The organism is Kitasatospora sp. NBC_00374, assembly GCF_041434935.1.
Classification (GTDB): domain Bacteria; phylum Actinomycetota; class Actinomycetes; order Streptomycetales; family Streptomycetaceae; genus Kitasatospora.
The window spans coordinates 6,436,926-6,463,356 of record NZ_CP107964.1 but is presented as its reverse complement, the minus strand read 5'-3'; the positions used below and the strand labels follow the sequence as shown (position 1 = coordinate 6,463,356).

The window sequence follows — 26,431 nt, the reverse complement described above, 5'->3', positions numbered from 1 at the left end:
GCTCTCACTCAGCTGCCGCCATCACGGCGCAACGGGGAACCGGCCATGGAGATCGCTCCCAGCGACAGGCAGATCATCAGACCGCCCACGACGAGGTTGGTGAGGATCGTCCGGAAGACGGCCTCACTGCCCACCGTCCACCAGGGGGCGAGACAGGTCCAGGCACCGATGGCGAGGCAGGCCCACGCGCGGGCGTGGGTGCGCTCGTACGCGGAGCCGTAGCCCGCCATCAGGACGGTGAAGGCCAACCCGAGGACCAGGTTGCTGATGGTCAGCGCGGAGAAGCCGGAGAATCCGACCACCCACGGGGAGATCGCCAGGAAGAGGCCGGCCAGCATGGCCAGTGCCTCGACCGCCTGGGCGCGCGGGGTGGCCGCGGCCCGCTCGTAGTGCTCACGCAATTCCAGGATGTCCGGGTGGTGCTCCATGCCCATGGGCAACTGGGTCGACACCGGGACCACCTCCTCAGATCGGGACCGGCAGGCGCATGGTCACTACCCACTATGGACCTGATATCACACTTATTCGACCCTTATGTCCGATTTTTCATCTACACTTCCTCCACCCTCAGCGGAAGTGCCTCGCACAGGAAGGCCCGCAGCGCTCCGGCCTCCTCCTCCAGCCCAGCCCGGACGGTCGCCGGCAGCGGCTCGAAGACCTCCACCAGCAGCTCGCCCGCCGCCCGCCGCCAGGTCCCCAGCACCCGCCCGTCCACCACCAGCGCGGGCCGGACCACCCCGCCCCCGGCGTTGATCAGCTTCGTCCGCGCGGGGTCCAGCATCAGCTCCCGGGAGCGGTAGCCGAGCAGGTACGTGTCGTACGGGCCGAGCAGCCGCACCAGCGGCGGGCCCGGCGCCGGCGGCGCCGCGCCCGGCAGGGCGGCCAGGCCCGGCAGCACCTCGACCGCCCCCGCCGCCTCGAAGGCGCGCCGCGCCACCGCCGGGGCCAGCCCCGCCCAGGCCGCGAAGTCCGCCGGGCCGGCCGGGCCGAACGCCCCGAGGTAGCCACGGGCCAGCTCCTCGACGGCGAACTCGCGACCGGGCGGCACCGGCCGGTACCCGGGCTCGCGCGGGGCCGCGTCGGCACCGCGGCAGAGCACGCCGTGCGCCGCGAGGAACGCCGTCAGATGCGCGGGAGCCTGCCCGGCCGGCTCCACCGGGACGCCGTGCCCGCGCAGCCGCGCGATCAGGTCCGCCCGGCTCGGCGGCGGGTCGAGCACCGCGGGGGCGGCGGCCAGCGCCCGCGCACACAGCTCCTCGGTCAGCCCGAGTTCGCGGCGGCGGCGCGCACCGGCGGCCAGGTTGCGCTCCCGGAACAGCGTCAGCATCCCGGCGGCGTCCTCGGCCGGCACCAGGTGCAGGGTGCCGCGCATCAGCCAGGTGGTGACCACCTCGCCGGACTCGTACGCGGCCCGCACCGCGTCCGGCCCGGCGACCCCGCGGGCCCGCAGCGCCAACCGCGCCGCGCCGGCGTCCTGGGCCTGGACCCCGGCGCAGCGGCGGGCCGCCCGGGCCACGTCCGGCGAGCCGTCGGCGAACTGGGCGTGCATCCGCCACCGCAGCAGCTCCGCGTCATCGATCACGCCGCCATTGTGCCGGGCCGCGAACGGCTCAGGCCGGATCGGCGGGCTCGGCGCCCCGCACCCGGCGGATCATCCGGACACCCGCCGCCAGCGCGACCATGAGGCCGACCAGGACCAGGTAGGCCGTCAGCATCCGGCCCACCCGGGGGAGCCAGCTCGACCCCTCCAGCAGGCCGGGGAGCAGCCAGACCAGGCCGACCAGCCCGGCACCGGCCGCCCGGAGACGGTCGGGGCGCCTGGCCGCGAGGTGGCCGAGCAGCACGGCCGCGGCGGCCAGCAGGGGCCAGCACACGTACACGTTGAGGAGGGTGGTGCCGCTGAAGTACCCGTAGAGGTCGGTCCGGTGCGAGACGATCAGCAGAGTGGCGTAGGAGAGGGCCACCGCGGTGACCTTCCACCGGCCCCGCACCGAGCGGTCGAGCAGCGTCGGCGGCGCGAGCAGCACCACGGCGCAGAGCACCGCCCACTGCGTCACCCCGCCGTAGAGGAGCTGCGTCCACGGGCCGAACACCACCGAGAGCGCCGCCCAGAGGAGGGTCGCGACCAGGGCCAGCGCCCGGGCGAGCCGCCAGCGTCCGACCGCGACGGCGACGAGGACGAGGACCCACGGCAGGTACGCCGCCATGGCGTACAGCACGGACTGGACCGCGACCCGCAGCCCCAGGTTCGGGTAGGGGTGGCGGACCCGGTAGGCCAGCTCGCGCAGTTCCGGCAGCAGGACCCACATGCAGAACCCGGCCAGCAGCCCGAGCACGACCGGGACCGCCCCGGCGAGCACCCGGCCGGCCGGGTCGGTGGCGCCGATCCGCAGCCGCAGCCGCAGTGCGTGGGAGGCGAGGTCGAGGCGTTCGCGGAGCACCGCGCGGCGGCTCAGCCCCTCGGCGGCCTCGGCGAAGGTCGCGGCGATGTCCTCGCCGTGGGCCGCCCGGTAGCGGGCCGGGTAGAGCCCGATCAGCAGCCGGCCGGCCTGCGGGGTGTGCTGGTCGCTCATGCGCTCGCTCCGTTCGGACGCAGCCGGGCCCCGCCCAGCCGGCGTTCGGCCTCGACCACGGCGAGCCGCAGCCGCCGGGTCTCCTCGGTCAACAGGTCCTGGCCCTGCCCGGTGAGGGCGAAGGTGCGGCGCAGCCGTCCGCCGACCACCTGCTCGCTCTCGACCCTGACCAGTCCCTGCTGGAGCAGCCGGTCGAGCGCGGTGTAGAGGGTGCCGGTGCGCAGCCGGGTGCGGCCCTCGGAGATGGCGAGCACCTCCTGGATGATCGCGTAGCCGTGCCGGGGGGCGTCGGCGAGCGCGGTGAGCACGAGCCTCGTCGGCTCCTGGAGTTGACGGTCTGTCATGATCGAAGCATAGGTCCACGGTCGCCATATGTCGATGGTCAACCTATTGAGACTCACGGGCGCGGCACGACGGCCGGATCCGGCAGGTCGGCGGCGCGGCCCCGGCGGCCGAGCGTGAGTTGCGTCTCAACCCGGTGCGGCGCCGTTGCCTATGCAACTCGTTGCATAGCAGGATGCGGGTATGGCACTGGAGCACGCGATCCTCGTCTCGCTGCTGGAGCAGCCCGGCTCCGGCTACGAGCTGGCCCGCCGGTTCGACCGGTCGATCGGCCGCTTCTGGACCGCCACCCACCAGCAGATCTACCGGGTGCTGCGGCGGATGGAGACGGACGGCTGGATCGCCGCCGAGGAGGTCGCCCAGGACGGCCGGCCGGACAAGAAGGTCTACTCGGCCGCCGGCCCCGGCCGGGCCGCGCTCTCCGCGTGGCTGCGCGAGCCGGTCGAGCCGGAGACCGTCCGGCACGAGCTGGCCGTGAAGATCCGGGCGGCGGCCTTCGACGATCCCGCCGCCCTGGTCTCCGAGGTCGAACGGCACCGGGAGTCGCACGCCGCCCTGCTGGCCCGCTACCTGGCCGGCGAGCAGCGCGACTTCCCCGCCGACGCCGAGCCCGACGCCCGCCAGGAGCTGCAGCACGTGGTGCTGCGCGGCGGCATCGAGTACGAGCGGATGACCCTCGCCTGGCTGGACGACGTGCTCGCCACCCTGCACCGCCTCGCCCGCTGAGCCCGAAGCCCACTGACCCTCAACCCCAGGGACGACACCATGCTCTTCAACCCGCGCAACTACGACCCCGTGCAGTTCGACGAGCCGACCCGCCGGCTCCTTCGCGCCACCGTGGACTGGTTCGAGTCGCGTGGCAAGAAGTCGCTGATCGACAGCTACATCGACCGCACCTGGTACGCGGACTTCCTGGAGTTCGCCGCCAAGGAGGGGCTGTTCGCGGAGTTCCTGACGCCCGCCTCCGCCGACGGCGACAAGCGCTGGGACACCGCGCGCAACGCCGAGCTGAACGAGATCCTCGGCTTCTACGGCCTGGGCTACTGGTACACCTGGCAGGTCACCATCCTGGGCCTCGGCCCGGTCTGGCAGAGCGAGAACGAGGCCGTCCGGGCCCGCGCCGCGAAGCTGCTGACCGAGGGCCACGTGATGGCCTTCGGCCTGTCGGAGCGCAGCCACGGCGCCGACATCTACTCCACCGACATGATCCTCACCCCGGACGGCGAGGGCGGCTTCACCGCGACCGGCTCCAAGTACTACATCGGCAACGGCAACGTGGCCGGCCTGGTCTCGGTCTTCGGCCGCCGCTCGGACGTCGACGGACCCGAGGGCTACGTCTTCTTCGCCGCCGACAGCCGCCACGAGGCCTACCACCTGGTCAAGAACGTGGTGAACGCGCAGATGTACGTCAGCGAGTTCCGCCTGGAGGAGTACCCCGTCCGGGCCGAGGACGTGCTGCACACCGGCAAGGCCGCCTTCGACGCCGCGCTGAACACCGTCAACGTCGGGAAGTTCAACCTCTGCACCGCCTCGGTCGGCATCTGCGAGCACGCGATGTACGAGGCCGTGACGCACGCCCACAACCGGGTGCTCTACGGCAAGAAGGTCACCGACTTCCCGCACGTGCGCCGCGAGCTGACCGACGCGTACGCCCGCCTGATCGCGATGAAGCTGTTCAGCGACCGGGCCGTGGACTACTTCCGCACCGCCTCCCCCGAGGACCGCCGCTACCTGCTCTTCAACCCGATGACCAAGATGAAGGTCACCACCGAGGGCGAGAAGGTCATCGACCTGATGTGGGACGTCATCGCGGCCAAGGGCTTCGAGGCGGACACCTACTTCGACAAGGCCGCCAAGGACATCCGCGGCCTGCCGAAGCTGGAGGGCACGGTCCACGTCAACCTGGCGCTGATCCTCAAGTTCATGGGCAACTACCTGTTCAACCCGGCCGAGTACGCGCCGGTGCCGAGCCGGCTGGACGCCGCCGACGACGAGTTCCTGTTCCGCCAGGGCCCGGCCCGCGGCCTGGGGGCGATCCGCTTCCACGACTGGCGGACCGCGTACGACGCGCACGCGCACGTCCCGAACGTCGCCCGCTTCCGTGAGCAGGCGGACGGGTTCTGCGCCCTGCTGCTGGCCCACGCGCCCAGCACCGAGCAGCAGCAGGACCTGGACTTCCTGCTGGAGATCGGCCAGCTGTTCGCGCTGGTCGTCTACGGCCAGCTGGTGCTGGAGCAGGCCGAGCTGACCGGCCTCGACGCGGACGTGCTGGACCAGGTCTTCGACGCGCTGGTCCGGGACTTCTCCGCGCACGCCACCGAGCTGCACGGCAAGGCCTCCACCACCGACGAGCAGGCCGCCTGGGCACTCGCCCACGTCCGCCGCCCGGCCGCCGACGCCGAGCGCGCGGCCCGGGTCTGGGGCCGGGTCGAGGCGCTCAGCGGCGCGTACGAGATGCAGCCGTAACGACGGCGGAGGGCGGGGGCGCCGGTTCTCGCCGGCGCCCCCGCCCTCCGGTGTGACGACGCCTCAGAAGGTGAGCTTCCAGCTGTCGATGTAGCCGGTGTCCTGCGCCGCGACGTCCTGGACCTTCAGCTTCCAGGTGCCGTTGGCGACCTCGCCGGAGGCGTTCACCGTGTAGGTGGTGACGACGTTGTCGGCGGAGTCGTTGCCGCTGGAGTTCTTCAGCCGGTACGTCGAGCCGTCCGGCGCGACCAGGTCGATCACCAGGTCGCCGCGCCAGGTGTGCTTGATGTCCACGCCCACCTGGAGGGCGGCCGGCGCGTTGCCGGTGCGGCCGGCGACGGTGATCGAGGAGGTCACGGCCGCGCCCGCGTCCGGGACGGCCACGTCGGCGGCGTTCTCGAAGACGTTGCCGCCCGGGGTGGTCGGCGAGGGGGAGGGCGACGGCGTGCCGCCACCGGCGGCGAGCGTCCAGATCGCGTACGCGATGGCGTCGCTCATCCGGTCCAGCACGGTGTCGTCGATGTTCGCCGAGGTGTCGCAGGAGGAGTGGTAGCAGCGGTCGAAGGCCTGGCCGGCCGTCCCGCCCCACTTGGCCGCCTGGGCACTGGTCTTGGTGTAGTCGGCGCCGCTGAACAGGCCGCCGACGGCGATCCCCGCGTTCTTGAACGGCGAGTGGTCCGAGCGCCCGTCGCCCTCGGTCTCCGGCTCGGTGGCGACGCCCAGGCCGCTGAAGTAGTTCTGGAACAGCGTGTCCAGCGCGGCGTTGTCGTCGTAGACGAAGTAGCCCGGGTTCGGCGAGCCGATCATGTCGAAGTTGAGGTACGCCTCGATCTTCGAACGGTCGGCGCTGGAGAGGCTGTTGACGTAGTTCTTGGAGCCGACCATGCCGGCCTCCTCGGTGCCCCACCAGCCGAAGCGCAGGTGCTTGGCGGGTTGCAGACCGGCCCGCGAGACGGCCAGCGCGGTCTCCAGGATGCCGGCCGAACCGGAGCCGTCGTCGTTGATGCCCGGCCCGCCCGTGACCGAGTCCAGGTGCGCGCCGACCATGACGGTGTGCGCGGTGTCGCCGCCCGGCCAGTCCGCGATCACGTTCCAGCTGGTGGCGCCGTTGTAGGTGTAGGACTGCAGCACGGTGGTGAAGCCGGCCGCGTCCAGCTTGCCCTTGACGTAGTCCGCCGAGGCCTTGTACCCGGCCCGGCCGTGGGCCCGGTTGCCGCCGTTGGCGGTGGCTATGGACTGCAGCTGGGCGAGGTGCGCCTTGACGCTGGCCACCGGGATGTCCGGTGCGGCCGCGGCGGCCTGAGGGGTCGTCGTACCGGCGGCGGCGCCGCCCGGGACGAGGAAGGTGGCGGCGGCAGCAGCGGCGACCGCCACTGTGGCCACGGCGGAGCGGCGGACACGGGATCGCCGTATCGCACGCCGCACGGCGGGCTCGGACATGGAGGGGCTCCAGATTCTGGTGGGGCAGAACAGGACCGGGCCGCCGCGTCCGGGTTGGGGTACGGGCGCGGCGTGGAACAAAAGTTGACGCGCCCATGATGATTAGGTGACGCAAAGCATTCGTCAAGAGGCCCCGGTACAAGGGCAGGTGGGGCGCCCGGGCCGCGGCCCGGCTCCGGCTACGCCCCCAGCCGGTTGATCTCCCGGGTCGGCAGGACCCGCTCGGCGTCACCCCGCAGGGCGACCGCCAGCATCGCGCGGCCCACCGTCTCGGTGGTGGTCACCCGGTCGGGCAGGAACCGCCGCAGCAGCGGCAGCAGCGGCGCCGTCACCGCGTACCCGGCCCGGTACCAGCCGGTCCGCGAACGCGCCCCGTACAGCGGCTGGATGAAGCCGGGCCGGAACATGTACGTGTCCGGGCCCAGCGCCAGCAGGTCGTTCTCGGTCCGGCCCTTGACCCGCGCCCACATGGCCCGGGAGCGCTCCGTGCGGTCGGTCCCCTCCCCGGTGACGTACGTGAAGGTCAGCCCCGGGTTCAGGTCGAGCAGCAGCCGGGCCGCCGCGAGCGGGTAGTCGTACGAGATCCGGGTGTACTGCCGCTCGTCCATCCCGATCGCCGAGACGCCCAGGCAGTAGAAGCAGGCGTCGAGGCCGCCCAGCCGGTCCTGGATCGGCGACAGGTCGGCGAAGTCCGCCGTCGCCGCCTCGCGCAGCCGGGGGTGGGAGCGGCCGAGCGGGGACCGGACCACGGCGAGCACGCTCGCCACCCGGTCGTCCAGCAGGCACTCCCGCAGCACCCCCTGGCCGACCATCCCCGAGGCGCCGAACACCACGACCCGCAGTCCGCTCACAGCACGTCTCCCCAGGTGGTCGCCGACGGTCGCCAGCACGATCCTGGCACCCCCGGGCACCCGTCGACGAGCGACTCGCCTGCCCACCGGGGCGGTGGGCAGGCGAGTCGCTCGGACGTGCTCGGGTCGGGGCGGTCAGTCGGGGCAGGGCGGCTGGTGGACGCCACCGCAGCCGCCCACCTCCGCGGTCGCGGAGGCCACCGCGGCGCCACCGGGTGTCGCGCCGCCCGACCCGTCCGCGGGTTCCCTGCACTTCGGCTGGTTGACACCCCCGCAGCCACGCACCGGACCCAGCCCGAGCCGCCTGACCACAGGTACCGCCACCGCGGCCGCCACCACTACGGCGAGCGCCGTGGTCAGCCGTCCTCCTGATATCGATGCCATCTCATCTCCTCCTCGGGCGTCGGCACGGCCGGGCGACCGTGGACCGAAGGCCCGTTCGGGCCCGTGGTACGACTCTCCCCCAGGTCCCGTCCCGGGCGCATGGGCTCGGCGTCCCCCTTCCGCCCGGGATCGCCGACCCGCAGGTCAGCCCGCCTGCTCGGCCGCGGCCGCCCGGGGAAGGACCGCGCGGACCACCGCGCCGCACGCGTCGTTGGCGGCACTGAAGGTCCCGCCCAGTTCCTCGGCGCGCTCGGCCATCGAGCGCAGGCCCACCCCGACACTCTCGGTGTGGGCCGGGAAGCCGCCGCCGTTGTCATGCGCCTCGACCGCCACCTCGTCCGGGCCGACCCGCAGCGAGAGACGGACATCGGTGGCGCCGGAGTGCCGCACCACGTTGTTGAGCGCCTCGCCGCTGATCCGGTAGACCGCGACCTCCACCGCAGCGGGCAGGGCGGGCAACGGGTCCGGGTCGAGGTCGAGCAGAACCCGCAGTGTCTGGCCGCCGAACCCGTCCACGAGCTGGCGCAGCGCCCCGGCCAGGCCCTCGCTGCCGAGAGCGGCGGGCGCCAGGCCGTCGGTGATCCGGCGCAGCTCGGTGATCGCCTGGCCGATCCCGGTCGAGGCGGCGGTGAGCGAGGTCTCGGCAGGGGAGCCGGCGGGCAGGCGGCAGCGCGCGGCGTCCACCTTCAGCCGCAGCCCGGACAAGGCCGGGCCAAGGCCGTCGTGCAGGTCGTGGCGCAGCCGGCGGCGCTCCTCCTCGCGGGCGAGCACCAGCCGCTTGCGGCTGGCCTGGAGGTCCTCGTACAGCCGCAGCGAGGCGATGGCCGGCGAGGCCTGGTCGGCGAGCAGGCCCAGCACCTCGTGGTCCTGCCGGTCGAGCGTTCGCTGGCCGGATCGCGGCGACACCCGCAGCTCGCCGATGGCCATGCCCTCGTAGCTGAGCCGGAAGCTCTCCACCGGCTGGTCCCGGCGGCCCATCCGAGCCAGCTCGCGGGAGCCGCCGCTGGTGTGCACCAGCACCGACGCGCCCGGCAGGCCGAGCGCGCCGACCACCGCCTCGCACAGCAGCGGCGGCGCGTCGGCCGGGTCCACCGCCCGGCTCATCCGTTCGGCGAGCCGCCGGGCCACCTGGTACGGGTGGGCCCGCTCGCCGTAGTAGTACCGGTCGACCACGCCGACCACGCCGCGGGCGGCGGGGCGCAGCAGCGCGCCGAGGGCGGCTGCGACCAGCATCGTCCACCACCAGTCGCTGCGGTCGCCGCCAGGCCACACCAGGTGCGCCACCAGGGCGGCGGCGAGCAGGGCGCCGAACAGCAGGATGCAGAAGACGTAGGCGGACACGTAGCGGCGGGTGGCCCGGTCGAGCGAGACCGAGCGGTCCCGGCGGAAGGCCACGGCGAGGCCCAGCAGCCAGCCGGCCGGACCGAGCAGCGAGACGCCGTAGGTCACCCAGGCGCCCTGCGCGCCGGTGTAGGCGGGGACGGTGACCAGCAGCATCCAGAGCAGGTACGGCACCAGGACCTCGACCAGTCCGCGGTGCGGTCCGGGCGAGCGCCACCAGCGGAAGCCCGCCACCGCCAGGGTGAAGCCGACCGTGGCGGTGGCGGTGTCCTGGGCGATCGGGTCCAGGGTGCTGTGCAGGTGCGCGCTGAACTCGCCCCAGCCGCCGCTCAGCAGGGGGTTCGGGACGCCTGCCCAGTCCGGCATCGAGGAGGTGTTGAAGTAGCCGAGCACCACGCTCCAGAGCCCCACCAGGACCGGGATCACCCGCCACGGCCCGCGCGGCAGGGTCCCGTCCGGGAGCCAGAGCGGGAAGCCCAGGGTCATGAACATGTACGTGACGTCGGAGGCCAGCACCACCAGGGCGACGAGGTTCGCGGCGACCGGGCCGGCACCGGCGAGGCCGGCCCCGAGGCCGACGGCCATCCGCAGGCACTGCAGCAGTCCGGTGGCGACCAGGAGTGCGCCGAGCCCCCGGCCGTTGCGGTTGACCAGGATGAACACCCCGGCCAGCGCGAGCAGCAGGAAGAGCGCCACCTGGGCGCCGTCGAAGAGGTAGTCCTCGCTGATCCCCGGCTCGTGCAGATGGGTGAGCGCGAGGACGGACCAGCAGAGCGCGCAGAGCACGGTGGCCCCGCAGGCGACCAGGGCCCATCCGAGGCGCACGGGCGGCGTATCGGTGCCGGGCCCGTCGTCCGCGGTGGTGTCGGTGGCAGTCTCCATGGTGATCATCCAGCCCTCCTCGGCCCCCGTCGCCCCGAGCTGTCCATGCTTCCGCGCCCGCCGTCCCAACCGCACGGGCCGGTGGTCCCGACCGCGGCCCGGACGGGGGTCTCAGCGGTCGCCGAGCCCCATGTCGCGGGCCCGGGCCACCGCCTCGGCGCGAGTGGCGACGTGGAGCTTCTCGAAGATGTGGGTGACGTGGTTGCGCACGGTCTTCTCCGCGACGAACAGCTCGCGGGCGATCCTGCGGTTGTCGAGGCCGCGGGCGACCAGGTCGAGCACCTCGGCCTCCCGGGCGGTCAGCGCGGGGAACAGCTGCCCCGCCTCGCGCAGCCGGCTGCCGGAGAGCAGCGCGGTGATCCGGACGGCGATGTCGGCCCCGAACACGGCCCCGCCGGCGGCCACGGTACGGACGGCGTGCAGCACCTCGTCCCGGCCTGCGCCCTTGACCAGGTAGCCGCGGGCTCCGGCCTGCAGGGCGGCCAGCAGGCTGCCGTCGTCGTCGGCCATGGTGAGCATCAGCACCGGGACGGCCGGGGCCGGGCCCTGCGCGTCCGTCGCCCGTCCGTCCGGGCCCGGGGCATCCGAGCCGTGAACGTCCGGGCCCTGAACGTCCGGGCCCTGAACGTCCGGGCCCTGGGCATCCGGGCCGTGCTCGGCGAGCCGGCGGACCGCGTCCAGGCCGGAACCGTCGGGCAGCGAGAGGTCCATCACCACGACGTCGGGCCGGCACGCGGCGACCGCGTCCACCACGGCGGCCACGGTCTCGGCCTCCCCCACCACCTGCACTCCGTCGGCGCTCTCCAGGGCCGCCCGCAGGCCTTCTCGGAAAAGCGGATGATCGTCAACAATCAGTACACGCACCGTCGCCACGTTCCTCAGCCGATCGTCCACGCCGCCGACACTAGCAGTGCCATCAGGGTGACTCTTCGTGACATGCGGAGGCCTGCGGCCGGTTCCCGGGGGATCCTCCGACAGCACCCACCCGGAATTCCGTCGCGAGAGGCTGCGCCATGGCATCGAGACTTCTGCGAGCCGGTCTCCGGCTGGCCCTGGCGATCGGCGCGGTGGCGTCCGCCGCGGCCCTGCCGGTCACCCCGGCCGCCGCCGCCCCCGCCGACCTGGTCCCCTGCGTCCCGGGCCTCGTGCGGCAGGGCCCGTGCTCGGCCCTCGGCCGGCCGGAGCGCCTGGGCGACGGCCTGGTGCGGACGTACGCGCAGCTGGACGGCGGGCGTCCGCTGGCCGTCGGCGTGCTGTACGCGGACGCGGCCCTGCGGGACCTGCCCACCGCGATGACCGACGGCCACCACTGCTACGACGTCGACGGCGACGGGCACACCGACCCGGCGACCGAGTGCGCGGCCAGCCACGAGCGCGTCCTCGCCCTGCCCCGGGCCCTGCTGGACCTCCCCGGCATGCCGCTGCGCTGGGTGCTGCTGAACTGGAACCCGATGGGGCACCCGCCGGCCGGCGTCTACGACCGGCCGCACTTCGACACCCACTTCTACCTCCAGCCGAAGGCCGAGCGGGACGCCATCCGCCCCGGCCCGTGCCGGGGCCTGATCGACTGCGCCGACTTCGCCACCGCGACCCGGCCGGTGCCGCCCGAGTACCTGCCCGCCGACCACCAGAACCGCAACCTCACCGAGGTGGCGATGGGCAACCACCTGCCGGACCTCACCTCCGCCGAGTGGCACGGCGCGAGCTTCACCAGGACCTTCCTCTACGGCTCCTACGACGCCCGGATCAGCTTCCTGGAGCCGATGGTGTCGCTGAAGACCCTGCGCGAGGCGCGGACCGCTGACCCGGCCGCCGCCTGCGCCCCCGTCAAGCAGCCCAAGGCCTGGCAGCAGCCGGGCTGGTACCCGCGCAGCTACTGCGTGCGGTACCGGCCCGAGCTGCGGGCCGCCACCGTCTCGCTGGAGGACTTCGCCCGGCACGGCTGACGGGGTCGGCGGCCGGTCACGGCCGCACGCGCCCGCCGGTCCGGCGCCTCGGGCGGCGCGGCGCGACGGGGGTGCGCAGGGCGAGGCAGAGCAGTTCCGCGCCGAGCGGCCCGGCCCGCAGCCGCAGACCGCGGCCGGCCGGCGCCAGCAGCAGGTCGCCCTCGGCGGCCAGGTGGTGGGCGGCGTGCGGCAGTTGCTCGGCGAGCACCGGGCCGCGCAGCACGAACCACGCGGACTCGCTGTCCGCCCGACCCGGATGCTCGTGCTCGGCGCCGGGGCTCAGCCGCAGGTGCTCGAAGGACTCGGTGGCGCTGCGCACCATGGCGCGCTGCGCCAGCGACCGGATCCGGGTGTACTCGCCCTCCGGGCCGACCAGGACGGCGGCCGAGGCGGTGGCGGTGGTGACGACGATCATCGGAAGCCTCCTCGGGGGACGGCCAGCACGGCGTGGAAGTACTCCAGCCCGTCCGGGCCGGCGGTGAGGGTGAGGCTGCCGCCGAGCGGCAGGGTGACGGCGGTGCCCTCGGCGAGCGGGACGTCGGCGCCCTGGCTCCCGGCCCGGCCGGAGCCGGCGGTCACGTACAGGGCGTGCTCCACGCCGTCGGAGGCCAGGTCGAGCTCGCCCTCCGGGTCCAGCCACGACAGGCCGATCCCGAGCAGGGGGCCGGCGAGCACCCGGCCCGGGTCGACGGCGCGGCCGCGGTACAGGGCGGTGACGGCGGTCCTGGCAGTGCTGCCCATGGCTGGTCTCTCCCGTTCTCGCGAGGTTCTGGCGGTGCGCTCGCGGTGTGCCCGCGGGCTGTCCGCTTTCGACGATCGGCCACCCGGTGTCCCGGGTGCACGGGCGCGGCGTCCCGTCCCGGGCCCGGATCAGCTCTCGCACCGGGCCGGGACACCGGCCCGGCGGCTGCGCGGGATGCCGCCGGGCCGTACGGCGTCGGCTGCGGCGCGCAGCGTCCGCTCGTCCACCTCGGTCAGCAGACTGCCGTCGGCGCAGTACGGCCGGCCGAGGCCCTCCAGCAGCACCAGGCCGCGCTCGCCGTCACGCCCGGCGGCCAGCCGGAGAGCGCCCGGCAGGTCGGCGGGGTCGACACCCGGCGGGAGTGCGACGGGCATCCCGGCCCGGCGGAGCAGCTCGCGGTGGGCCCGCTCGTCCGCGAGGGGCAGCAGGCCCAGGTGGGCGGCCGCCCGGGCCGCGACGAGCATCCCGAGCCCGTCCGCCTCGCCCGCGCGCAGCGCCCCGCCGGTCAGCAGTCCGATCGCCCGGCCCAGGGTCCGGCCGTACCCGAGGGCGCGCCCGGGGCCGCGCTCCAGCGGGTCGTAGCCGGTGACGGCGGCGCGGGCGTCGGCGCACAGCGCGATCAGGGCGGCGGCCTCGCGCTGCCGGTAGCCGCCCTCGGGGCGGAGCAGCGCGTCGAGGGCGGCGTACCCGGCGGGGCAGACCGCCAGGACGCTGCGCACCGCGTCGATCGCCCCGGCGGCCGGCACGCCGGCGGCCGTGATCGCGTCGAGCGGGCAGAACACCAGCTCCGGAGCCTGCCAGACGCCCAGCACGCCGGAGCCGACGGTGTGCCGCAGCGACAGCGCGGGACCGCAGGCGGCGGCCAGCGTGGTCGGCACCTGCACCAGGCGCAGCCCGTTGAAGACCAGGGCGGCGAGCAGCCCGGCGGTGTCCGAGGTCCGGGGGCCGCCGACGCCGAGGACGACCGTGCGGCGGGTGATCCCGGCGGCCAGGGCCTGTTCGGCGAGACGCTCGACCGATCGCAGGGTCGTGGCGGCGGGGGTGCGCAGCGGCAGGGCGTTCGGGGCGGTCGGCTCCGGCGGCGGGTCGGACTCCGCCACCACCAGGAACCGGTCGGCGTTCAACGTGGCCAGGGTGCGGGCGAGTTCGCCCCGGGCGGCCGGTCCGCTGCGGGCCAGCAGCCGGACGGCGGCTCCGCCGGTCTGCAGCAGGCGGTCGAGGGCGACCGCAGCGGTGGGATGCGCCATCACGGCCCTCCTGTCCCCGGGCCGCGGGAGCGACCCGACGTTGCCACCGTGCGCCGCCCGCCGCCCCGGGCGCCTGAGCCCTCACGCCCGGCCACGGCCCGTTCCCCGCCCGGGACCGGAACCGGCGGCGCCGGGCGCCCGTCCAAGGGCCGACACTCCGTCACCTCCGGAAGGACACCGCGATGAAGCGTCGTGCCGCCCTCGCTCTGGCCTGCGCCGCAGTGGCCCTGGCCGCCGCCTGCGGCGCGCCCGCCCCGGGCCCGTTCACCGTCACCGTCTCCACCTCGGACGGCTCCCCCGGCAGCGCCTCTCCTGCCGGCACCCCTGCCGGCACGCCCACGGCCTCCGCCGAGCTGCAGGCCGCCGCCACCGCCCTCGGCGACCAGGGGCGCGGCGCGTTCGCCGACACCTGGGCCGCGCTGGCCGTGGACGGCGCCAACGGCCGCGTCCTGCTCTACGCCACCAGCGGCGACCGCGCCCGGCAGCTGATCGCCGCCGCCCGTGGCGCCCACCCGGAGACGGCGGCGGTGGAGGTGCGGGTCGCCCTGTGCACGTACACGGCCGCGCAGGAGCTCGCGGCGGTCGACCGGATCGTCGAGGCGCAGCGGACCGGGCAGATCCTGCTGGACGTCTACGGGGTGGGGCCCAGCGGTGACGGCAGTGGCGTGGTCGTGCACACCTCGGCCGAGGCGCTGCAGGCCCGCGACTTCGTGCGGCAGGTGCAGAGCGCGGCGGGCGAGGTCCCGGTCAGGCTGGTGGAGGGCCCCCGGGCGATTCCCGCCTGAGGGCCGGGGCCCGGGCCTGCCCCGGCTACGGCGCCCCGCTCACAGCCGCTGCACCGCGGGGCACGCCGTCCCCTCGGGTTGGCCACCGGGCCCACCGGCGTGCAGCCCGTGGCCGACCGATTCACCCGAACGGGCCGTGGACCGAGGCGGCCGCCGGGCGGTGTCGGTGCCGGCCTCGGCTACTCCTCCCCCGAGGCCGGGACGGCCAGTTCCGCGTGGACGTACTCCAGCCCGGCGCGGCCCGCGGTGAGCGCGGCCGCACTGCCGGGCGGCAGGGTCAGCGCGTGGCCGGGCCGCAGCGGCACCCGGACGTCACCGGTGGCCGCGCGGCCGGAACCGGCGCTGACGTACACGGCGTGCTCGACGCCGTCGGCGGCCAGCTCCGCCCGTTCGCCGGGCCCGAGACGGACCACCGCCAGGGCGCGGAACGGCCCGGCGAGGCCGTCCGTCGGCGTGATCCGGCGCAGGCCGGTGAGCGCGCGGTGGTCGGGCAGCGGCGCGCGGGGCGCCGGTATGCGGGGGGCGGTCATCTCGATCACCAGCCTTTCCGGGCTTCCTCGCCCGGGTGGGCGTGGCCGTCGGGGACGGTCCCCCGCGGCCGCTCCGGGGTGTCGTGGCAGCTCCTTCAACTCGGCTGCCGCCGCGGCGGGTTCCGCGGCCGGTCAGGCCTCCACCGTCGCCGTCCCGCCGTCCCGGACGCACGGGCGGCAGGCCACCCCGCGTCCCGCTCCGGTCCCGGCCGGGGCGGACGTACGGTGGAGGGGGAGGCGGCACCATGCACTTCACCGACCGCAGGGACGCGGGCCGCCGGCTGGCGGCCGAGGTGATGCACCTGCTCGCCGCCGATCCGGTGGTGGTCGCACTGCCCAGGGGCGGGGTGCCGGTCGCCGCCGAGGTCGCGCGGGCGCTGGGTGCCCCGCTGGACATCTGCGTCATCCGCAAGCTGGGCGTGCCGAGCCAGCCCGAGCTGGGGATGGGCGCGATCGGCGAGGACGGCGTCCGGGTGGTCAACGACCGGGTGATGCGCGGCGCGGGCGTCGCCCCGGCGCAGCTGGCCGCGGTCGAACGGGAGGAGCGGGCGGAGCTGGAGCGGCGGGCCGAGCGGTACCGGCGCGGACGCCCGGCGATCCAGCTGCGCGGCCGCACCGTCGTGGTGGTCGACGACGGTGTGGCGACCGGCTCCACCGCGCTGGCGGCCTGCGAGATCGTCCGGGCCCGGGGCGCCGCGCGGGTCGTGCTGGCAGTGCCGGTCGCGCCGGAGGACTGGGCGGACCGGCTCGGGTCGGCCACCGACGAGCTGGTCTGTCCGTTCACCCCGTCCCGGTTCTGGGCGATCGGCCAGTTCTACGACGACTTCGAGCAGACCACGGACGCCGAGGTGCTGGACTGCCTGGCCGAGGCGGGCGAGCGGCACCCGGCCGACGAGCCGACCGTCCGGACGGTCTTCGACCTGCCCGGCGCCAGGCTGACCGGCGACCTGGCCGTCCCCCACCATCCGCTCGGCGTGGTGCTGTTCGCGCACGGCAGCGGCAGCAGCCGGCACAGCCCGCGCAACCGGGCCGTGGCCCGCCTGCTCAACCGCGCGGGCCTGGGCACCCTGCTGCTCGACCTGCTGACCAAGGCCGAGGAGGGCGACCGCGGCAAGGTCTTCGACCCGCCGCTGCTCGGCGCCCGGCTGGCCGAGGTCACCCGGCGACTGCGCGCGGATCCGGCCTGCACCGGGCTGCCGCTGGGCTACTTCGGTGCGAGCACCGGCGCCGCCGCCGCGCTGTGGGCCTCCACCGAGCCCGGCACCGAGCCGGCCGCGATCGTCTCCCGGGGCGGCCGCCCCGATCTCACCGGCCCCAGGATCGCCCGGGTCACCGCGCCGACCCTGCTGATCGTCGGCGGTGCGGACACCGGCGTCCTGGAGCTCAACCGGCTGGCGCGGGCCGAGCTGGGAGGCGAGAGCGGTCTGCTGGTGATCCCCGAGGCGGGCCACCTGTTCGAGGAGCCGGGCGCACTGGCGGCGGTCGCCCGGGTGGCCGCCGAGTGGTTCACCCGGCACTTCACGTTCGAGGATTGAGCTGCGGCACCGCCACCGACCCGATCCCCGTCCCAGGAGCCCCGCGCACCGCCCGAAACAGTGGGCAATCTGAACAGAAGAACCGCCGCCCGTCTGCTCACCTTGTACACATTGATCAGTGAAACCCCGACCTGTTGCCCAACCGGCCTGCCAGGAGCAAGCTCTGCCCAACCGATGGCGCCCACCCTTGCGCCGCGGACCCCCTCGACGTGGAGGAAGCACCGATGACCGCCAACGCCGTTGAACTCACCCCCGAGGAGCTGGAGGCCGGCCTCGACGCGGAGCAGCTGCGCCGCCTGGTGGGCCTGGTCGAGCACAACCCGGCCAACGACCCCTTCCCGGTGATCGCCCAGGACGCGGTGGTCTTCGTCGTCGGCAACGCCACCCTGACGGCCCAGCTGTACCAGGCCGTCTTCGGCATGGAGCTGGTCGCCTACTCCGGCCCGGAGACCGGCCGCCGGGACCGCAAGTCGTACGTGCTGCGCTCGGGCTCCTGCCGCTTCGTGATCAAGGGCGGGGTCGCCCCGGACAGCCCGCTGCTGGACCACCACCGCCGCCACGGCGACGGTGTGGTCGACCTCGCGATCGAGGTCCCGGACGTGGACAAGTGCATCGAGCACGCCCGCGCCCAGGGCGCCCGGATCCTCGAGGAGCCGAACGACGTCTCCGACGAGAACGGCACCGTCCGCCGCGCCGCCGTCGCGACCTACGGCGAGACCCGCCACACCCTGGTCGACCGCTCCCGCTACACCGGCCCCTACCTGCCGGGCTACGTGGTCGCCGAGAGCAAGGTGCAGCGCCCGGAGGGTACGCCGAAGCGGCTGTTCCAGGCGCTCGACCACGCGGTCGGCAACGTCGAGCTCGGCCACATGAACGAGTGGGTGGGCTTCTACAACCGGGTCATGGGCTTCGTGAACATGGCCGAGTTCGTCGGTGACGACATCGCCACCGAGTACTCCGCGCTGATGAGCAAGGTGGTCGCCAGCGGCAACCACCGGGTCAAGTTCCCGCTGAACGAGCCCGCCATCGCCAAGAAGAAGTCGCAGATCGACGAGTACCTGGAGTTCTACGGCGGCCCCGGCTGCCAGCACCTGGCGCTCGCCACCAACGACATCCTCACCACCGTGGACGTGCTGCGCTCGCGCGGCGTGGAGTTCCTCTCCACCCCGGACTCGTACTACGACGACCCCGAGCTGCGGGAGCGGATCGGCAAGGTCCGCGTCCCGGTCGAGGAGCTGAAGAAGCGCGGCATCCTGGTCGACCGCGACGAGGACGGCTACCTGCTGCAGATCTTCACCAAGCCGCAGGGCGACCGGCCGACCGTGTTCTTCGAGTTCATCGAGCGGCATGGTTCGCTGGGATTCGGCAAGGGCAACTTCAAGGCGCTCTTCGAGTCCATCGAGCGCGAGCAGGACAAGCGCGGCAACCTCTGAGCCCGTGAGGAGACTCCACGATGGCGCACTACCGGCAGCTGGGCAGCATTCCGCCCAAGCGGCACACCCAGCACCGCACGCCCGAGGGCGGGCTCTACTACGAGGAGCTGATGGGCGAGGAGGGCTTCACCTCCGACTCGTCGCTGCTCTACCACCGGAGCATCCCCTCCGCGATCGTGGACGCCCGGACGTGGGTCCTGCCGGACCAGTCCACCACCCCGAACCTTCCGCTGCTCCCCCGCCACCTCAAGCTGCACACGCTGTTCGAGGGCGAGGACTGGAAGGACACCGACGCGGTGACCGGGCGCCGGCTGGTGCTCGGCAACGCGGACGTGCGGATCAGCTACGTCGCGGCGGGCGCGCCGAGCGAGCTGTACCGCAACGGGCTGGGCGACGAGTGCGTCTACGTGGAGTCCGGCTCCGGCACGGTGGAGACGGTGTTCGGCACCCTGGAGGTCGGCCAGGGGGACTACGTGATCATCCCCCGGGCCACCACCCACCGCTGGGTCCCCGCACCCGACGCGCCGCTGCGCGCGTACTGCATCGAGGCCAACAGCCACATCACCCCGCCCAAGCGCTACCTCTCGCGCTTCGGCCAGCTGCTGGAGCACGCGCCGTACTGCGAGCGGGACCTGCGCGGGCCGGTCGGGCCGCTGCTGGTGGACGGCACCGACGTGGACGTACTGGTCAAGCACCGCGGCGCGAACGGCGTGGTCGGCACCCGGTACACCGTGCCGGACCATCCGTTCGACGTGGTCGGCTGGGACGGCTGCCTGTACCCGTACGCCTTCAACATCGCCGACTTCGAGCCGATCACCGGGCGGATCCACCAGCCGCCGCCGGCCCACCAGGTCTTCGAGGGCCACAACTTCGTGATCTGCAACTTCGTGCCGCGCAAGGTGGACTACCACCCGCTGTCCATCCCGGTGCCGTACTACCACGCCAACGTGGACAGCGACGAGGTGATGTTCTACTGCGGCGGCGACTACGAGGCCCGCAAGGGCTCCGGCATCGCCCAGGGCTCGATCTCGCTGCACCCCGGCGGCCACACGCACGGGCCGCAGCCGGGTGCCTACGAGCGCTCGATCGGCGCGGAGTTCTTCGACGAGCTCGCGGTGATGGTGGACACCTTCCGCCCGCTGGAGCTCGGCGAGGCCGGGACGGCCGGCGAGGACCCGGGCTACGCCTGGACGTGGTCCGGCCGCGGGCCCGCCCGGTGACCGTACCCGCCCTCTACCGGGGGCTGTTCGACGACGCGGCGCTCTTCCCACCGGGAGACCTGCCGCTGCCCGAGGCGGTGCCGGCCCACGAGGCGCACCGGTCCGCCTGGTACGCCGAGGCGGTCGGCCCGTTCCTGTGCGGAGCGGGCCGGCTCGCCGAACTGCGGGCCACCACCACCGCACCCCTGCGGGTCGCCCTGGTGCTGCCGGGAGGCAGCAGCCAACTGGCGCCCGCACTGGCGGACGCGGACGGGCTGACCGTGGTCGGCGTGGAGCTCGCCGACCCCGACCTCCGTGCGGCGGTGGCCACCCTGAACGAGCAGCTGCCGCCCGGGGTCGCGGCCGCCGTGGAACTCCCGCGCGGCGAGGGCCTGGAGGCGTCGCTGGACGTGCTCGCCGGCACGCCGTACCGGGCCAAGTTCCGCACCGGAGGGCTCGCCGCCGGGGCCTTCCCCTCGGAGGCCGAGCTGGCCGCCTTCCTGGCCGGCTGCGCCGGGCGCGGGCTGCCGTACAAGTGCACGGCCGGCCTGCACCACGCCGTCCGGCACACCGACCCGGCCACCGGCTTCGAGCACCACGGCTTCCTGAACGTCCTGCTGGCCGCGCAGGCGGGCGACGACGCCGGGCTGGCCGCCGAGGTGCTCGCCGAGCGCTCCGGCGAGGTGCTGGCCAAGGCCGCACTCGACCTGACGGACACTCGGATCGACGACGTGCGGCGCCGGTTCACCGCCTTCGGCACCTGCAGCGTCGCCGAGCCGCTCGCCGACCTGGCCGCCCTCGGCCTGCTCGCCCCGCCCGCCCCACTGGAGGACCGTTGACCGCCACCACCTGGCTCGCCGTGCCGGCCGACTCCCCGTTCGGCGTCCACAACCTGCCGTACGGCGTCTTCACCGCTCCCGACCGCCCCGGCCGGCGGCGGATCGGCGTGCGCATCGGCGAGCAGGTCCTGGACCTCGGCGCCACCGCGCGGGCGGCCGGCGCACCGTCCGTCCTGCTGGACGCGGACACCCTCAACCCGCTGATGGCCGCCGGGCGTTCCACCTGGACGTCGGTGCGGGCCGCGATCACCGAGTGGCTCACCGACGAGGCCCACCGGCCGGCCGTCGTCCCGAACCTGGTGGACCTGGCCGAGGTCGAGCTGCACCTGCCGTTCGAGGTGGCCGACTACGTCGACTTCTACGCCTCCGAGCACCACGCCACCAACCTGGGCAGGCTGTTCCGGCCCGGGTCGGAGCCGCTCACCCCCAACTGGAAGCACCTGCCGATCGGCTACCACGGCCGGGCCGGCACGGTGGTGGTCTCCGGCACGCCCGTGGTGCGCCCGCACGGCCAGCGCAAGGCACCGACCGACCCGCTGCCCTCCTTCGGCCCCTCCCGCCGGCTGGACATCGAGGCCGAGGTCGCCTTCGTCGTCGGCACCCCGACCGAGCTGGGCAGCCGGGTGGCACTGGCCGACTTCGCCGAGCACGTCTTCGGCGTGCTGCTGCTCAACGACTGGTCCGCCCGGGACATCCAGGCCTGGGAGTACGTGCCGCTCGGCCCGTTCCTCGGCAAGTCCTTCGCCACCTCGGTCGCCCCCTGGGTCGTCCCGCTGGCGGCCCTGGAGCACGCCCGGGTCGCCCCGCCGGCCCGCGACGTCGAGCCGCTGGAGTACCTGGACGACCGGGCCGCCGAGCCCTGGGGCCTGGACCTGGACCTGGAGGTCTCGCTCAACGGCCACCCGGTCTCCCGCCCGCCCTTCGCGGCCATGTACTGGACGGCCGCCCAGCAGCTGGCGCACATGACGGTCAACGGCGCCAACCTGCGCACCGGCGACCTGTACGCCTCCGGCACCGTCAGCGGCCCGGAGCCGGAGACCCGCGGCGCCCTGATCGAGCTCACCTGGAACGGCGAGAACCCGGTCAAGCTCCCGGACGGCACCACCCGCACCTTCCTGGAGAACGGCGACGAGGTCTCCATCACCGCCACCGCCCCGGGCCCCGACGGCACCCGGATCGGCTTCGGCGAGGTCTACGGCCGCATCGTGCCGTAACCGCGATCGCGCCTGGGCCGCGGTCCCTCCGGTGGGCCTCCGACACGGTCGGGGGCCCACCGGCGTATCCGCGGCCTAGGCTGTCGGGGGCACCGACCCCCGTGATCTGGAGGACCCCGATGGATGTGCTCGTCGAGCGGGACGGCCTGGCCGGCCGCATCACGCTGAACCGGCCGAAGGCCCTCAACTCGCTCACCCACGCGATGATCCGTACCGTCCGCGCGGCGCTCGACGAGTGGGCCGCGGACGCGTCGGTGGCCACCGTGGTGCTGACCGGCGCCGGGGAGCGCGGGCTGTGCGCGGGCGCGGACGTCCGGGCGATGCACGACGACGCCAAGGCCGGCGGGGTCGGCTTCCGGGCGTTCTTCCGGGACGAGTACCTGCTGAACGAGCTGATCTCCCGTTACCCCAAGCCGTACGTCGCGGTGATGGACGGCATCACCATGGGCGGCGGGGTCGGCGTCTCCGCGCACGGCGGTCTGCGGATCGTCACCGAGCGCTCCACGGTGGCGATGCCGGAGACCAGGATCGGCCTGGTGCCGGACGTCGGCGGCAGCCGGCTGCTGGCCCGCGCGCCCGGTGAGCTGGGCACCCACATCGCCCTGACGGCCGGCTCGATGACCGCCGCGGACGCGCTGACCTGCGGCTTCGCCGACCACTATGTGCCGCTCACGCAGCTGCCCGCCCTGCTGGCCGAGCTGGCCGAGCGGCCCGCCGCCGAGGCGGTCGCCGCCCGGGCGGGCGGCGCGCCCGCCTCCGAGCTGGCCGCGCAGCGCGTCTGGATCGACCACTGCTACGCGGCGGACACGGTCGAGGAGATCCTCGACCGCCTGGCGGACAGCGGCGTGCCGGAGGCCAAGGAGGCCGCCGAGCAGATCCACGCCATGTCCCCGACCGCACTCAAGGTCACGCTGGCGGCCCTGCGGCAGGCCCGCGGGCACCGGACGCTCGGCGAGACGCTGGAGCAGGAGTACCGGATCTCCTGCGCCGCGCTGGACAGTCACGACCTGGTCGAGGGCATCCGGGCCCAGGTGGTCGACAAGGACCGCGACCCGCACTGGCGGCCCGCCACCCTGGCCGAGGTCACCGCCGCCGACGTGGCGCGCTACTTCTCCGCCGCCCCCGACGGCACGCTCGGGATCGGGTGACCACCGTCTCAGCAGTCGAGACTGGCGCGTCCCCCGGTGCGTCCGCGAAGGTATGGACGGGCAGGGCGCGTCGAGTGCCGTCACAGCAAGCGTCACAGCGCAGAGGGAGTCAACGACGATGACCGACTACGAGACGATTCTGGTGGAGCGCAAGGGCCGGGTCGGGCTGATCACGCTCAACCGGCCGAAGGCGCTGAACGCGCTCAACAACCAGCTGATGAACGAGGTGGTGGCCGCCGCCAAGGCGTTCGACCGGGATCCGGAGATCGGCGCCCTGGTGATCACCGGTTCGGAGAAGGCCTTCGCGGCCGGCGCCGACATCAAGGAGATGCAGGACAACCGCTTCCCCGACGTCTACCTGGACGACTGGCTGGGCCCCTGGGACGAGCTGGGCCGGCTGCGCAAGCCGGTGATCGCCGCGGTGGCGGGCTACGCGCTGGGCGGCGGCTGCGAGTTGGCGATGCTCTGCGACATCCTGCTGGCCGCCGACACGGCCAAGTTCGGCCAGCCGGAGATCAAGCTCGGTGTCATCCCCGGCATCGGCGGCTCGCAGCGCCTGACCCGCGCGGTCGGCAAGGCCAAGGCGATGGAGCTGTGTCTGACCGGCCGGATGATGGACGCCGAGGAGGCCGAGCGGGCCGGCCTGGTGTCCCGGATCGTCCCGGCGAACGACCTGCTCGCCGAGGCGATGGCCGTCGCCGAGACGGTGGCCGCGATGTCCACCCCGGCCGCCGTGATGATGAAGGAGAGCGTCAACCGGGCCTTCGAGACCACCCTCGCCGAGGGCGTCCGCTTCGAGCGCCGGATGTTCCACGCCGCCTTCGCCACCGCCGACCAGAAGGAAGGCATGACGGCCTTCGCCGAGAAGCGTCCGCCGTCCTTCACCCACCGCTGAGCCACCGCTGAGCCACCGGGCGGCCCGGATCAACTCCCCCCGCTGTCCAGGGTGTTGATCCGGGCCAGTCCGCTCCTGGTGGCGGCCACCACGATCCGGTCGCCGGTTTCGAGCCGCCGGGCCCGGTCGGCGAAGTTCCACTGGTGGTCCCCGGGCCGCCGGGCCAGCCGGACGGCGATCACCCGGACCCCGCCCGCACCCTCGATCTCGTGGGTGTCCCGGCCCAGCAGACCGGTGCCCTCCTCGGCCGTCAGCTCGGCGATCAGCAGCACATGCCGGTAGACCGAGAGCGTGCCCAGCACCTCACGGCCCATCAGCGCGGCCGCGAACGCCGGCGCGGACAGGTAGGAGACCGAGCGCGAGGCCACGTTCCCCAGGGTGGCGTACACGTGGTGGGCGAAGTCGTCGTCGAACAGCCGTACCACGATGCGCACTTCGGGCCGGACCGCACGGGCCTCCAGGGCGGCCTCCAGATTGGCCGCGTCGTCGGTGGTGACGGCGACCAGGGCGCGGCTGTACTGGACCCGGGCCCGCCGCAGCTGGCTCTCCAGCGGCGCGTCCCCCACCAGCACCGGCAGGCCGAGCGCCCGGACCGCCGCGATGCCGCGGGCCTGCGGATCGCGTTCGATGCAGACCACCGGCACGCCGGTCTCGTGCACCAGGGCGGCCACCCGGGTGCCGACGTTGCCAAGGCCGACCACCACCACGTGGCCCCTGGTCCGGGACCCCGGCGCCCTCGGCAGTCCGCGCCGACCGGTGGCCAGCATGTCGACCACGATGGCGGTGGCCACCGGGACGAAGGTGATGCCGCAGAAGGTGACCACCACCTGGGCGAGGCGCACCCACGGCCCGCCCGGGGTTCCCGGGCCCGGCTGGTCGGGCTGGGCCGCGCCGGCCAGGTCCAGCAGCGTGAGGTACGCCGCCCAGCCGATGCTGCCGTTGTAGTACCAGATCACCCAGCCGCCGAGCAGCACCGCCGCCAGCGCGGTGGTCAGCCCAGCCGGAGCCGGACGCCGGTGAAGTAGCGCAGCACGTCCTGCAGCCACCAGCGGGTCCGTTTCCACCAGGGGATCCGCACCGGCGGCTCGCTGGTGAGCGCCTGCAGGACGGCCACCCCGCCGCGGTCCTCGGCCGCCTGCGGCGCGGCTCCCGGCCCCAGCTCGATCGGCCCCTCGGAGCCCAGCCGGCTGGCCAGCGCGATGAATTCGGCCGCCCGGCCGCCGGTGTCCGGCAGCAGCCGGAGCCGGTTCAGGTCCTGCCGGTCGATCCGGTCGGCGACCAGGCAGATCTGGTTGCCGTCGATCTCGTCGCCGTACGCGACGTAGAGGTAGCGGTCCCCCACCCGTACCGAGTTGGGCCGGTCCAGCGCGCCGTTGGCGAAGGCCGGGGCGGCGGTCGCCGAGCCGGACAGCGCCGCGCAGTTGGGCAGCAGCTTCTCGATGTGCTCGCCGAGCCGCTGGTTGAACATCCGCAGCACGATCCGGATGCCGGGGTTGCGGCCCTGCGCGGTCAGCGCGGCGTGGATGTTCTCCTGGTCGGTGCCGTCCATCAGCGCGATCCCGCGCGCGCCGTCCACCCCGGCCGCGCGCAGCGCCTCCGCGGTGACGGTGCTGTACTCCAGGACCGCGGCGACACCGGCGAGCTGCTCGATCCGCGGCCCGTGGTCGCGGGAGCGGTCCGGCACCACGGCGACCACCGGCACCTCGTAGTGCTCGATCAGCTCGACGATCAGCCGGTGCGCGAGTGCGTTGCCGCCGCAGACGACATAGTGCCCGGCCGCCGGCACGGCCCCAGGGTCCCCCTGCCCTTCCTCCGTCATAACGTCCGATCCTATGTCGCCCGAACGGGTCAACGGCTGGACGGAAGGTGACTGACGGGCAATCATCCGTCGACCTGACGGATCATCCGAACGGTCGAGCGGCGCGCGCGGGGCCGCTCACCGGCGGCGGAGAGTGGGAGGGTCCGCCGCCCTTCCCCGCGTCAGGAGCTCCGCCATGGACACCCCGTACACCCCGCCCGACGGCCCGTTGCAGCGGCTGGCCCGTGCGGCCTGGCAGGTGGTGCTGGCCGCCGGGCTGGTCTCGCTGGCGCTCGGGGTGATCGTCTTCGTCTGGCCCGAGCAGACCCTGTGGGTGGTGGGGGTGCTGTTCGGGATCTACCTGGTGATGATCGGCGTCTTCCAGCTGGTCGCCGCGTTCGGTACCCACCGGGAGACCGCGCTGCGGGTGATGGCCTTCGTCAGCGGCGCGCTGTGCGTGCTGCTCGGGCTGCTCTGCTTCCGCAGCGCGGTGCAGTCGCTGGCCCTGCTGGGCATCTGGATCGGCATCGGCTGGCTGTTCCGCGGTATCACCCTGGTGGTGGCGGCCTGCTCCGACCCGGGGATGCAGGCCCGCGGCTGGCAGATCTCCGGCGGGGTGCTCAACGCGCTGGCCGGCGTGCTGCTGATGGTCTGGCCGGTCCACTCGGTCGCCGCGCTGGCCATTCTGGCGGGCTGCGGGCTGGTCGTGCTGGGCCTGGTCGAGATCGTCACCGCGGTTCGGATCCGGCGGCTGGCCAGGGACCTGTCGGCCGGCACCTGAGCGCCGGCGTCCCCGGCGGTCAGGCGGTCGCGGTGACCCCGGCGACCAGCAGGAGCAGCA

Annotated in this window: 26 protein-coding genes; 12 read left to right on the top strand and 14 right to left on the bottom strand. The window is 74.2% G+C overall.

Annotated features, from left to right (window positions below):
* Nucleotides 1-8: 8 nt before the first annotated feature.
* From OG871_RS28790 to OG871_RS28775, 4 genes are all read right to left on the bottom strand, one after another.
* Nucleotides 9-452 carry an SPW repeat protein gene (locus tag OG871_RS28790; protein WP_371500701.1) on the bottom strand — a complete coding sequence of 148 codons (444 nt, stop codon included), beginning with the start codon at nucleotides 450-452 and terminating at the stop codon, nucleotides 9-11.
* 98 nt (nucleotides 453-550) lie between these two features.
* Nucleotides 551-1,582 (bottom strand): winged helix DNA-binding domain-containing protein, encoded by a 1,032-nt coding sequence (locus OG871_RS28785; protein WP_371500699.1) that lies wholly within the window; start codon nucleotides 1,580-1,582, stop codon nucleotides 551-553.
* 28 nt (nucleotides 1,583-1,610) lie between these two features.
* On the bottom strand, nucleotides 1,611-2,573 hold the full coding sequence (locus OG871_RS28780) for a hypothetical protein (protein ID WP_371500697.1): 963 nt from the start codon (nucleotides 2,571-2,573) through the stop codon (nucleotides 1,611-1,613).
* Nucleotides 2,570-2,917, bottom strand: coding sequence for a PadR family transcriptional regulator (locus OG871_RS28775; RefSeq protein WP_371500695.1), 348 nt, complete (start codon nucleotides 2,915-2,917; stop codon nucleotides 2,570-2,572). The genes OG871_RS28780 and OG871_RS28775 overlap by 4 nt, the downstream gene beginning before the upstream one ends.
* A 181-nt stretch (nucleotides 2,918-3,098) precedes the next feature.
* Between OG871_RS28775 and OG871_RS28770 the strand changes: the two genes are divergently transcribed.
* Both OG871_RS28770 and OG871_RS28765 read left to right on the top strand, forming a co-directional pair.
* Entirely contained in the window at nucleotides 3,099-3,641 is a 543-nt protein-coding gene (locus OG871_RS28770; RefSeq protein ID WP_371500693.1) for a PadR family transcriptional regulator, read from the top strand.
* Between the two features lie 39 nt (nucleotides 3,642-3,680).
* Nucleotides 3,681-5,381 carry an acyl-CoA dehydrogenase family protein gene (locus OG871_RS28765; RefSeq protein WP_371500691.1) on the top strand — a complete coding sequence of 567 codons (1,701 nt, stop codon included), beginning with the start codon at nucleotides 3,681-3,683 and terminating at the stop codon, nucleotides 5,379-5,381.
* 63 nt (nucleotides 5,382-5,444) lie between these two features.
* Here OG871_RS28765 and OG871_RS28760 read toward each other — a convergent pair whose 3' ends face one another.
* The 4 genes from OG871_RS28760 to OG871_RS28745 form a co-directional block, all read right to left on the bottom strand.
* Nucleotides 5,445-6,821 (bottom strand): M28 family metallopeptidase, encoded by a 1,377-nt coding sequence (locus OG871_RS28760; protein WP_371500689.1) that lies wholly within the window; start codon nucleotides 6,819-6,821, stop codon nucleotides 5,445-5,447.
* 179 nt (nucleotides 6,822-7,000) lie between these two features.
* On the bottom strand, nucleotides 7,001-7,672 hold the full coding sequence (locus OG871_RS28755) for an epimerase (RefSeq protein WP_371500687.1): 672 nt from the start codon (nucleotides 7,670-7,672) through the stop codon (nucleotides 7,001-7,003).
* 528 nt (nucleotides 7,673-8,200) lie between these two features.
* A complete protein-coding gene (locus tag OG871_RS28750) occupies nucleotides 8,201-10,288 on the bottom strand; it encodes a sensor histidine kinase (protein WP_371500685.1) in 2,088 nt (695 codons plus the stop codon).
* Between the two features lie 102 nt (nucleotides 10,289-10,390).
* Nucleotides 10,391-11,143, bottom strand: a complete 753-nt coding sequence (locus OG871_RS28745) for a response regulator (protein WP_371503457.1) — start codon at nucleotides 11,141-11,143, stop codon at nucleotides 10,391-10,393.
* A gap of 149 nt (nucleotides 11,144-11,292) precedes the next feature.
* On the opposite strand from OG871_RS28745, the gene OG871_RS28740 reads away from it, so the two are divergent.
* On the top strand, nucleotides 11,293-12,225 hold the full coding sequence (locus OG871_RS28740) for a hypothetical protein (protein ID WP_371500684.1): 933 nt from the start codon (nucleotides 11,293-11,295) through the stop codon (nucleotides 12,223-12,225).
* Between the two features lie 16 nt (nucleotides 12,226-12,241).
* Here the strand turns inward: OG871_RS28740 and OG871_RS28735 are convergent, their stop codons facing one another.
* From OG871_RS28735 to OG871_RS28725, 3 genes are all read right to left on the bottom strand, one after another.
* Nucleotides 12,242-12,640, bottom strand: a complete 399-nt coding sequence (locus OG871_RS28735; RefSeq protein WP_371500683.1) for a hypothetical protein — start codon at nucleotides 12,638-12,640, stop codon at nucleotides 12,242-12,244.
* Nucleotides 12,637-12,966 (bottom strand): hypothetical protein, encoded by a 330-nt coding sequence (locus OG871_RS28730; RefSeq protein ID WP_371500681.1) that lies wholly within the window; start codon nucleotides 12,964-12,966, stop codon nucleotides 12,637-12,639. Before OG871_RS28730 ends, OG871_RS28735 begins: the two co-directional genes overlap by 4 nt.
* A gap of 129 nt (nucleotides 12,967-13,095) precedes the next feature.
* Nucleotides 13,096-14,214: a hypothetical protein gene (locus tag OG871_RS28725; protein WP_371500679.1), complete on the bottom strand. Its 1,119-nt coding sequence runs from the start codon at nucleotides 14,212-14,214 to the stop codon at nucleotides 13,096-13,098.
* A 182-nt stretch (nucleotides 14,215-14,396) separates the two neighbouring features.
* Between OG871_RS28725 and OG871_RS28720 the strand changes: the two genes are divergently transcribed.
* Entirely contained in the window at nucleotides 14,397-14,999 is a 603-nt protein-coding gene (locus tag OG871_RS28720) for a hypothetical protein (protein ID WP_371500677.1), read from the top strand.
* 179 nt (nucleotides 15,000-15,178) lie between these two features.
* Here OG871_RS28720 and OG871_RS28715 read toward each other — a convergent pair whose 3' ends face one another.
* Nucleotides 15,179-15,529 carry a hypothetical protein gene (locus OG871_RS28715; protein ID WP_371500676.1) on the bottom strand — a complete coding sequence of 117 codons (351 nt, stop codon included), beginning with the start codon at nucleotides 15,527-15,529 and terminating at the stop codon, nucleotides 15,179-15,181.
* Nucleotides 15,530-15,774: 245 nt separating this feature from the next.
* Here OG871_RS28715 and OG871_RS28710 point away from each other — a divergent pair, with 245 nt between their 5' ends.
* From OG871_RS28710 to OG871_RS28680, 7 genes are all read left to right on the top strand, one after another.
* Complete coding sequence (locus tag OG871_RS28710) at nucleotides 15,775-17,064, top strand: phosphoribosyltransferase family protein (RefSeq protein ID WP_371500675.1); 1,290 nt, start codon at nucleotides 15,775-15,777, stop codon at nucleotides 17,062-17,064.
* Between the two features lie 224 nt (nucleotides 17,065-17,288).
* Nucleotides 17,289-18,497, top strand: a complete 1,209-nt coding sequence (gene hppD, locus OG871_RS28705) for a 4-hydroxyphenylpyruvate dioxygenase (RefSeq protein WP_371500673.1) — start codon at nucleotides 17,289-17,291, stop codon at nucleotides 18,495-18,497.
* 20 nt (nucleotides 18,498-18,517) lie between these two features.
* Nucleotides 18,518-19,717: a homogentisate 1,2-dioxygenase gene (locus OG871_RS28700; RefSeq protein ID WP_371500671.1), complete on the top strand. Its 1,200-nt coding sequence runs from the start codon at nucleotides 18,518-18,520 to the stop codon at nucleotides 19,715-19,717.
* On the top strand, nucleotides 19,714-20,535 hold the full coding sequence (locus OG871_RS28695) for a hypothetical protein (RefSeq protein WP_371500670.1): 822 nt from the start codon (nucleotides 19,714-19,716) through the stop codon (nucleotides 20,533-20,535). The genes OG871_RS28700 and OG871_RS28695 overlap by 4 nt, the downstream gene beginning before the upstream one ends.
* Nucleotides 20,532-21,749: a fumarylacetoacetase gene (gene fahA, locus OG871_RS28690; RefSeq protein WP_371500668.1), complete on the top strand. Its 1,218-nt coding sequence runs from the start codon at nucleotides 20,532-20,534 to the stop codon at nucleotides 21,747-21,749. Before OG871_RS28695 ends, fahA begins: the two co-directional genes overlap by 4 nt.
* Before the next feature lie 119 nt (nucleotides 21,750-21,868).
* Complete coding sequence (locus OG871_RS28685) at nucleotides 21,869-22,897, top strand: enoyl-CoA hydratase/isomerase family protein (RefSeq protein WP_371500666.1); 1,029 nt, start codon at nucleotides 21,869-21,871, stop codon at nucleotides 22,895-22,897.
* A gap of 118 nt (nucleotides 22,898-23,015) precedes the next feature.
* Nucleotides 23,016-23,792, top strand: coding sequence for an enoyl-CoA hydratase (locus tag OG871_RS28680; RefSeq protein ID WP_371500664.1), 777 nt, complete (start codon nucleotides 23,016-23,018; stop codon nucleotides 23,790-23,792).
* A 29-nt stretch (nucleotides 23,793-23,821) separates the two neighbouring features.
* On the opposite strand, the gene OG871_RS28675 is transcribed toward OG871_RS28680, so the two are convergent.
* Nucleotides 23,822-24,838, bottom strand: a complete 1,017-nt coding sequence (locus OG871_RS28675) for an NAD-binding protein (RefSeq protein ID WP_371500662.1) — start codon at nucleotides 24,836-24,838, stop codon at nucleotides 23,822-23,824.
* Nucleotides 24,784-25,611, bottom strand: coding sequence for an NAD-binding protein (locus OG871_RS28670; protein WP_371500660.1), 828 nt, complete (start codon nucleotides 25,609-25,611; stop codon nucleotides 24,784-24,786). The genes OG871_RS28675 and OG871_RS28670 overlap by 55 nt, the downstream gene beginning before the upstream one ends.
* Nucleotides 25,612-25,786: 175 nt before the next feature.
* Between OG871_RS28670 and OG871_RS28665 the strand changes: the two genes are divergently transcribed.
* Nucleotides 25,787-26,371 carry an HdeD family acid-resistance protein gene (locus OG871_RS28665; protein WP_371500658.1) on the top strand — a complete coding sequence of 195 codons (585 nt, stop codon included), beginning with the start codon at nucleotides 25,787-25,789 and terminating at the stop codon, nucleotides 26,369-26,371.
* Nucleotides 26,372-26,431: the final 60 nt, after the last annotated feature.

Coding starts and splice junctions, on each gene's coding strand:
- OG871_RS28780 (WP_371500697.1), bottom strand. CDS start 2,573: ATGAGCGACCAGCACACCCCGCAGGCCGGCCGGCTGCTGATCGGGCTC.
- OG871_RS28775 (WP_371500695.1), bottom strand. CDS start 2,917: ATGACAGACCGTCAACTCCAGGAGCCGACGAGGCTCGTGCTCACCGCG.
- OG871_RS28770 (WP_371500693.1), top strand. CDS start 3,099: ATGGCACTGGAGCACGCGATCCTCGTCTCGCTGCTGGAGCAGCCCGGC.
- OG871_RS28765 (WP_371500691.1), top strand. CDS start 3,681: ATGCTCTTCAACCCGCGCAACTACGACCCCGTGCAGTTCGACGAGCCG.
- OG871_RS28760 (WP_371500689.1), bottom strand. CDS start 6,821: ATGTCCGAGCCCGCCGTGCGGCGTGCGATACGGCGATCCCGTGTCCGC.
- OG871_RS28750 (WP_371500685.1), bottom strand. CDS start 10,288: ATGATCACCATGGAGACTGCCACCGACACCACCGCGGACGACGGGCCC.
- OG871_RS28740 (WP_371500684.1), top strand. CDS start 11,293: ATGGCATCGAGACTTCTGCGAGCCGGTCTCCGGCTGGCCCTGGCGATC.
- OG871_RS28735 (WP_371500683.1), bottom strand. CDS start 12,640: ATGATCGTCGTCACCACCGCCACCGCCTCGGCCGCCGTCCTGGTCGGC.
- OG871_RS28730 (WP_371500681.1), bottom strand. CDS start 12,966: ATGGGCAGCACTGCCAGGACCGCCGTCACCGCCCTGTACCGCGGCCGC.
- OG871_RS28725 (WP_371500679.1), bottom strand. CDS start 14,214: ATGGCGCATCCCACCGCTGCGGTCGCCCTCGACCGCCTGCTGCAGACC.
- OG871_RS28720 (WP_371500677.1), top strand. CDS start 14,397: ATGAAGCGTCGTGCCGCCCTCGCTCTGGCCTGCGCCGCAGTGGCCCTG.
- OG871_RS28715 (WP_371500676.1), bottom strand. CDS start 15,529: ATGACCGCCCCCCGCATACCGGCGCCCCGCGCGCCGCTGCCCGACCAC.
- OG871_RS28710 (WP_371500675.1), top strand. CDS start 15,775: ATGCACTTCACCGACCGCAGGGACGCGGGCCGCCGGCTGGCGGCCGAG.
- hppD (WP_371500673.1), top strand. CDS start 17,289: ATGACCGCCAACGCCGTTGAACTCACCCCCGAGGAGCTGGAGGCCGGC.
- OG871_RS28700 (WP_371500671.1), top strand. CDS start 18,518: ATGGCGCACTACCGGCAGCTGGGCAGCATTCCGCCCAAGCGGCACACC.
- OG871_RS28685 (WP_371500666.1), top strand. CDS start 21,869: ATGGATGTGCTCGTCGAGCGGGACGGCCTGGCCGGCCGCATCACGCTG.
- OG871_RS28680 (WP_371500664.1), top strand. CDS start 23,016: ATGACCGACTACGAGACGATTCTGGTGGAGCGCAAGGGCCGGGTCGGG.
- OG871_RS28670 (WP_371500660.1), bottom strand. CDS start 25,611: ATGACGGAGGAAGGGCAGGGGGACCCTGGGGCCGTGCCGGCGGCCGGG.
- OG871_RS28665 (WP_371500658.1), top strand. CDS start 25,787: ATGGACACCCCGTACACCCCGCCCGACGGCCCGTTGCAGCGGCTGGCC.